We start from the raw sequence: 6,875 nt of genomic DNA on the forward strand, positions 1-6,875 counted from the left end.
ATCTGGGCCGGTCGGATTTCCAGGTGAAGGTTCGTGGGTTCCGTATCGAGCTCGGTGAGATCGAACAGGCCCTGACCTCGCATCCCGGTGTGGCGCAGGCGGCGGTCGTGGTGCGGGAGAACCAGCAGGGCGACAAGCGACTGGTGGGGTACGTCGTGCCCGATCGGAACGCCGCCGTGGCGGACGCCGGCACGCAGGTCGACGAGTGGCGTCAGGTCTACGACGACACGTACGCCGAGTCCGCCGACGAGGAACTCGGCGCGGACTTCCAGCAGTGGGTCTCCACCTACGACGGTGCGCCGATCGCCACCGAGCAGATGCTCCAGTGGCAGGACGCGGCGGTGGCCCAGGTGCTGCGGTTCGCGCCGCGACGGGTACTGGAGATCGGGGNGGGTACCGGTCTGCTGCTCGCCAGGATCGTCCCCGAGGTCGAGGAGTACTGGGGCACCGACATCTCGGCCACGGTCGTCGACCGGGTCCGGGCGCAGGCCGAGCAGGCCGGCTACGGCGACCGTGTGCGGCTCAGCGCGCAGCCCGCCGACGACCTCTCCGGGTTGCCGCGGGCCCGTTTCGACACCGTCGTGCTCAACTCGGTCGTGCAGTACTTCCCGAGCGCCGAGTACCTCGACGAGGTGCTGCGCGCGGCCCTGACGCTGCTGGCGCCGGGCGGTCGGCTGATCCTCGGCGACGTCCGCAACGCGGCGACNCTGCGCCTGCTGCAGACCGCGGTGGCGCAGCACGCNCAGCCGAACGCCGGACCGGCGCAGGTGCGGGCGTTGGTGGAGCAGGCACTGCTCGCCGAGCGGGAGCTCCTGGTCTCCCCGGAGTGGTTCGTCGCGTGGGCGGCGGACCAGCCCGTCCGGGTGGACATCCGCCTGAAGCCGGGACAGGCCCACAACGAGCTGACACGGCACCGCTACGAGGTCGTCCTGCACACCGAACCGGTCGACGTGCTCGACCTGGCCGAGGTGCCGACGGTGCCGTGGGGTCACCAGGTTTCGGATCTCTCCGCCCTGGCCGATCATGTCGCGCGGGCGTGCGGCCCGGTGCGGGTGACCGGAATTCCCAACGCGCGACTCGTGCGGGAGGCCGCCCTGGCGACCTCGGCCGGCGTGCTGAACGAGGCCGTACCCAGTGGGGCGCCGGTCGATCCGCACGAGCTGGCCGCCTGCGCGCAGCGGCACGGCTGGCGGGCGGTCATCACCTGGTCGGGCGAGACCGTCCAGGCCTTCGACGCGATCGTGGTGCCGCGGGGACCGGTCGACTGCGAGGGGTTCGTCTTCAGTAGCCTGACCGGGCGGATCCAGGTCAACGCCCCGGCGCTGGCCACCTCGATCGGCCCGCTGCTGGCAGCCCTTCCCGAGTACCTGCGGCAGCGCCTCCCGGACTACATGGTCCCGGCCGCGGTGGTGCCGCTCTCGGAACTTCCGCTGACTCCCAGCGGCAAGCTCGACCNGCGGGCGCTGCCTTTGGACCACACCACCACGGTGGGCCACCGCGAACCCCGCAACTCCCACGAGGAGAAGCTCTGCGCGCTGTTCTGCGAGCTGCTGGGCCTAGAGCGGGTCGGCATCGACGACGACTTCTTCGTGCTCGGTGGGCACTCGCTGCTGGCCACCCGCCTCAGCGCCCGCATCCGCCGGCACTTCGAGGTCGACATGCCGCTGCGGACAGTCATCCAGTACCCCACCGTGGCCGAACTGGCCGCCCTGGTGCTCATCGGCGGGATCCCTGACGACCACGCCGACTCGCTGGCGGTCGTGCTGCCGCTCAACCGTGACCCCGGCACGGGAAAGCCGCCGGTGTGGTTCTTCCACGGCGGCGGCGGGCTGGGCTGGGCGTACTTCACGTTCGCCCCGTACCTGCGTGACCGGCGGGCCTACGCTCTGCAGTCCCGCGGCTCCAACGGCACGGACGAGGNGGCGGGGTCCGTCGAGGAGATGGTCGAGGACTACCTGAGCCAGATCCGCGCGATCCAGCCGGAGGGTCCTTACCACCTGGTCGGATGGTCCTACGGCGGTCCGCTCGCGCATGCCGTCGCGGAGGCGCTGGACCGACGCGGCTGCGAGGTCGGCCTGGTGGCCATCCTGGACTCCCAGCCGGCGAGCGGGTTCGACCAGCTGGCCGGCTACCAGCCGGTGGCCTACCGCGAGGACGTCGAAGAGATCTTCGGCCAGTTCATGAACACCGACAACATGGAGAGCTTCCTGACCAACATGTCGAAGGTGGGGGCCAACAACCTCTCGAAGATGGCCGAGTTCACCTCGCCCGTCTACCGCGGGGACGTCATCTTCTTCAATGCGAAGCTGGACAAGCCGGACGGTTCGTGGGGGCCGATGTGGCGNCCGCACGTCCTCGGTTCCATCGAATCGCATGACCTCGACGCCACGCACCACGACCTGCACATGCCGAAGCCCGTGGCCCAGATCTTCGAGGTTCTCGCCGGCAAGTTGACGCAGTGACGCGGCGGTGNCGAGCGGCACCTGACGTCGGATCCACAGATGGTTCGGAACACCTGGTTTGCCGAGCCGTTCACATACTCTGATTGGGGTTGACCGAGGTGAGTGCACCTGACATCTCCGGACCGGAAACCGGTCGGTCCGCGCTGCTGTGCGTACCGTTCGCGGGCGCTGGTCCTGCCTTTTTCCATCCGTGGCGGGCNCTGACCGCCGACCGGTGGCGAGTGGTTCCGGTCGAACTACCCGGCCGGGAAAGGCGTATTATGGAACCGCCTTTTCGGAATGTCGTCGAGGCGGCCAGGAAGTCGGTGGACGACGTCGCCGCGGCGCTCGGCGGCCAGGCCGGCACCGTGGTGTTCGGGCACAGTCTGGGCGCAGTTCTCGCGTACGAGCTGGTGCACCTGCTGAGTGCCCGTGGCGTGCACGTGGAGCGCCTCGTCGTCAGTGGGTCTCCGGGGCCGTGGACGCAGCGCGAGCAACGCGCGACCGGGCTGGACGGCGACGAGTTCCTCGCGCGGGTCGAGGAGTTCGCGGGCTTCCGGCACGAGGCGCTCGACCACCCCGAGATGCGCGAGCTGATTCTTCCCGTCCTGCAGGCCGACTGCGAGATGCACGAGAACTATGTCCCGAGCACCGACGAACCGGTATCGGTGCCCATTCTTTCGATTCGGGGAGGATCGGACGGCCTGGTCAGCGCGGGACAGGCCCAGGAATGGCAGAAGGCGACCACCGGTGAATTCAGCTACGCGGAGCTGCCGGGCGACCACATGTATCTGGTCGACCAGGCCCGGGCGGTGCTTGACCTCATCGGCGCGGAATCGTTCGGCCGCGCCCCGCGAGGCGGTACTCCGGTCACCTGCTGACCGGGTCGCCACCCCGGCAGCTGTGTCAGTTTTCATGATCGTGCCGTGACGCGTGGATGTCAGGGCAGTGAGGAACGGTGCACCCATGGGAAAAACAGCGATTGCGGTCGCGGGACTCAGCAAGTCCTATGGCGACAAGGTCGTACTCGACGGCATCGACTTCGAGGTCGCCGCGGGCTCGGTCTTCTCGATGCTCGGCCCGAACGGGGCGGGCAAGACGACGACCGTGAACATCCTGGCGACATTGATGAAGGCCGACGCCGGATCGGTGCGCGTCGGCGGGCATGACGTGNTCACCGCGACCCGGCAGGTGCGTTCGGTCATCGGCGTCACCGGCCAGTTCGCCGCGGTGGACGAGCTGCTCTCCGGCCGGGAGAACCTGCAGCTGGTGGCCGACCTGAAGCGGGTGCGGTCCAGCGGCCAGGTGGTCACCCGGCTGCTGGAGCGCTTCGACCTGGTCGACGCGGCCGACAAGCTGGCGGCGACCTACTCCGGCGGCATGCGCCGACGCCTGGACCTCGCGATGACGCTGGTCGGCGACCCGCAGATCATCTTCCTGGACGAACCGACGACCGGCCTGGACCCCCGCAGCCGACGCGCGATGTGGGGGATCGTCCGCGAGATGGTGGCCGACGGGGTCACCATCTTCCTCACCACGCAGTACCTCGACGAGGCCGACCAGCTCGCCGACCAGGTCGTGGTGCTCGATCACGGGCGCATGGTCGCCGCGGGCACGCCGGCCGAGCTCAAGCGCCGTGTCCCCGGCACCCACGTCCGCCTGCGCTTCGACACGCTCGCCGCGCTCGACGGGGCGGCGCGGCTGCTGTCCGGGTCTGTGCGGGACGACCAGGAACTCACCCTGCGGGTGCCCAGCGACGGCGGGTCGCGGTCGCTGCGGGCCCTGCTCGAGAAGCTCGACGAAAACCTGATCAACGCCGAGGAGTTCTCCGTGCACACGCCGGACCTCGACGACGTCTTTCTCGCCCTGACCGGGCGGCCGAAGGTGGAGGCAGTCGCAACATGAGCACACTCTCGATGCCGTTGACCGATTCGACGATCATGCTGCGCCGGAACCTGAAGCACACGCTGCGCAACCCCGTCGTGGTGTTCCAGGCCGTGCTGTTCCCCGCGGTGATCATGTTTCTCTTCGTCCACGTCTTCGGCGGCGCGTTCGACGTCGGNGGGAAGTACATCGACTACGCGACGCCCGGCGTGCTGGTGATGGCCTGCAGCTACGGCCTGGGATCCACCGCGGCGGCCGTGAACTCCGACATGACGAAGGGCATCATCAACCGCTTCAAGGCCATGGACGTGTCCCGCGGGTCGGTNCTCACCGGGCACGTCGTCATCACCACGGTGCGGAGCCTGATGGCGGTCGCGGTCGTCATCGGCGTCGCCTNCGCCATGGGGTTCCGCTCGTCCGCGAGTGCGCTGGACTGGCTCGGCGTGCTCGGCCTTGCCGTTCTGCTCAGCCTGGCGGCCGGCTGGTTCACCGTCGGCCTGGGGCTGGCCGCGAAGACCGCGGAGTCGGNGGGCCTGGCCTCCGTGCCGCTGGTCATGCTGCCCTACATCAGCAGTGCGTTCGTCCCCGCGCACTCGATGGGTGTCGGGGTGCGGCAGTTCGCGCAGTACCAGCCCTTCACTCCCATCATCGAGACGCTGCGGGGGCTGCTGGAGGGCAACCCGTCCAGCAGCCACGCGATCGCGGCCGTCGCCTGGTGCGTCGGATTCGCCCTGATCGGCTACGTGTGGGCCGTCACCACCTTCAACAAGCGAGCATGACCAGCGCGAGATGAGACCAGCTGGTCCGCATCCTCTCCAGAGCCGCCTCGGCGACCCACGGGTCGCCGAGGCGGTGTGCGGTCCGCTCGATCCGGGTTGCGTCCGGATGGGAACGGTCCGCCAGCCCAGACATCTCACCGCCCGCCGTGGGGAGTGCCCGAGGTCCGCCGAGGTCCCGGGCGAGACGACGCGGCAGATCACGGCACACCGTACGCAGGGTGGCCGGCCGCGGGCCGGCGCTCGTCAGGGTCGGGGCGGCGCGCGGCGGACGGTGGTGTGGCATCCCGGCGTCGCCAGTTCGTGGGCCCAGGTGCGCGCTGCGCATCGCCCCGCCGAGGCGGTCGTGCTCGGCTCGGCGAGGCGCCGGCAGGGGCCGCCCGAGCCGGCTGCGGCGGTCGGCATGCGCCTGGCGCACTGCGGCGTCCTCCTGCGGAGCGGCGTCCGGGGCCCGCGAGTGTTCCGCACCCACCCCTGCGCCGGCCTCGACTCACCCGGCCGTGTCCGTGCTCGCCCCGCCGGTGACTACCAGGAGCCGCTTCGGCACGGGCGGCACCGTCTCGGCCCGGTCCCGTCGGAGCCGGCCGGCGGGCGTGGACTCCGTCTCGACGCGGCCGCCGGAGCAGGTCGGTGGCAGTACCTGCGGTGTGAGCCGCCCCTGCGCCGCACCGGTGATGCCCGGCTGCCCCTGGCTCGTCGCCGGGATCCACTGTCGCCGGCGCGGCCCGAGCATCTGGTGGGCGGACCATGCCACCGGGGCGGTCAGCCGCGCGCGACGGCCCCCGCCACAGCGGCGTCGTCCGCTTCCGGACCGCGGCCGTGAGCCGTTCCCTCGGTGTCGCGTGCGGGGCTCGGCCGGGCAGGGCGTCGCGCGGATGGATGCCGGTACGGGGGGTCCCGCTGGCCCCGCTGACGGCGGCNAGTGCGCGGCCGGGTGCTCCCAGGGCGCGCAGCAGGCCGTCCACGAGCCGTGCCCGGGTCGGTGGGGCGACCAACCTGGTCGGTTCCGCGGCCAGCTCCGCATCGAGGTCGGGGGCGGTTCCGGCGCCCGAAGCCCTGGGCTGTGACGGGCAGGCGCAGCCCCTCGACGTCGACCAGGGGGCTGCCGGGCAGACCAATGACCTGCAGCGCAGCACTGCGCTACAGGTCAGCGGCATTGCACGGCGGAGAAGGTGGCGAACCAGTGTCCGTGGCATGGGCCTGGGCCGCGCGGACGCGGCACGAGACGACCCGGCCTGGCGGCGGCGTGAGACCGGCGAGAAGGTTGCGGGGCCACGGACCCGGCGCCCCGGCCAGTCCGCCGTCGTCCGCGCGCCAGGAACGCCGCACGACGCGGACCGCGCGACGGGTGACGCGCGGCCGGGACGGCGGGCGCAGCCGGTCGGCGACGCCCGCCACGCACTCGGCGGCCGGCCGATGACACCGCGTCCCACGGCACGGCGCCGTGGGACCGCGGATCCTCGGTCAGCGTTTGACGGTGCCGTCGCGAAGTCGATCGATCATGTGTCGCGTTGTTTCGATCGGGCTCCGTCCGGGAAGGTCCCGCNCCCGCGGTCGCAGTTTCTCGTTCAGAGCGACCAGATGCTCGTCCCACTCGTCCCGACCGCGAAACGGAATGGTCTCGTCCGGGTGGTAGGGCGGAAAGAGCCGGTAGTTGTTGACACCGCTGTCGGCGGCGCCTCGTACGAGCAGCGGATCGAGGTAGACGCCCTCACTGCTGATACGGGTGCTGGTCGATATGTAGCCGATGTCGAGACCGCACCGCCGCCGGGGG

General features: G+C 70.8%; 4 protein-coding genes and 8 pseudogenes. 11 read left to right on the forward strand and 1 reads right to left on the reverse strand.

Annotation, left to right across the window (positions count from 1 at the left end; genetic code table 11):
• Positions 1-23 precede the first annotated feature (23 nt).
• The 11 genes and pseudogenes from UK94_RS70530 to UK94_RS70575 form a co-directional block, all read left to right on the forward strand.
• A partial coding sequence (locus UK94_RS70530) for a hypothetical protein (RefSeq protein WP_268761722.1) occupies positions 24-390 on the forward strand: 367 nt, incomplete at its 3' end.
• A gap of 1 nt (position 391) precedes the next feature.
• A pseudogene (locus UK94_RS70535) lies at positions 392-706 on the forward strand (class I SAM-dependent methyltransferase); the annotation flags it as partial.
• A gap of 781 nt (positions 707-1,487) precedes the next feature.
• Positions 1,488-1,920: phosphopantetheine-binding protein (locus tag UK94_RS70540; RefSeq protein ID WP_235490662.1), on the forward strand; the 433-nt coding region annotated here is incomplete at its 3' end.
• Position 1,921: 1 nt separating this feature from the next.
• Positions 1,922-2,344 (forward strand): annotated as a pseudogene (locus UK94_RS70545) (thioesterase domain-containing protein); the annotation flags it as partial.
• Between the two features lie 1,063 nt (positions 2,345-3,407).
• On the forward strand, positions 3,408-3,614 hold a 207-nt coding region (locus UK94_RS70550; protein WP_235490651.1), incomplete at its 3' end, for an ATP-binding cassette domain-containing protein.
• Between the two features lies 1 nt (position 3,615).
• Positions 3,616-4,346, forward strand: a pseudogene (locus UK94_RS29960) (ATP-binding cassette domain-containing protein); the annotation flags it as partial.
• A 35-nt stretch (positions 4,347-4,381) separates the two neighbouring features.
• Positions 4,382-4,503, forward strand: a pseudogene (locus UK94_RS70555) (ABC transporter permease); the annotation flags it as partial.
• 1 nt (position 4,504) lies between these two features.
• Positions 4,505-4,650 (forward strand): annotated as a pseudogene (locus UK94_RS70560) (ABC transporter permease); the annotation flags it as partial.
• A gap of 1 nt (position 4,651) precedes the next feature.
• A pseudogene (locus UK94_RS70565) lies at positions 4,652-4,721 on the forward strand (hypothetical protein); the annotation flags it as partial.
• Between the two features lies 1 nt (position 4,722).
• Positions 4,723-4,853 (forward strand): annotated as a pseudogene (locus tag UK94_RS70570) (ABC transporter permease); the annotation flags it as partial.
• Between the two features lies 1 nt (position 4,854).
• Positions 4,855-5,104: pseudogene (locus UK94_RS70575) on the forward strand (ABC transporter permease); the annotation flags it as partial.
• 487 nt (positions 5,105-5,591) lie between these two features.
• On the opposite strand, the gene UK94_RS29975 reads toward UK94_RS70575, so the two are convergent.
• Complete coding sequence (locus UK94_RS29975; RefSeq protein WP_157734510.1) at positions 5,592-5,855, reverse strand: hypothetical protein; 264 nt, start codon at positions 5,853-5,855, stop codon at positions 5,592-5,594.
• Between the last annotated feature and the right edge of the window lie 1,020 nt (positions 5,856-6,875).

The organism is Frankia sp. AvcI1 (genome assembly GCF_001420875.1).
Lineage (GTDB): Bacteria > Actinomycetota > Actinomycetes > Frankiales > Frankiaceae > Frankia > Frankia alni.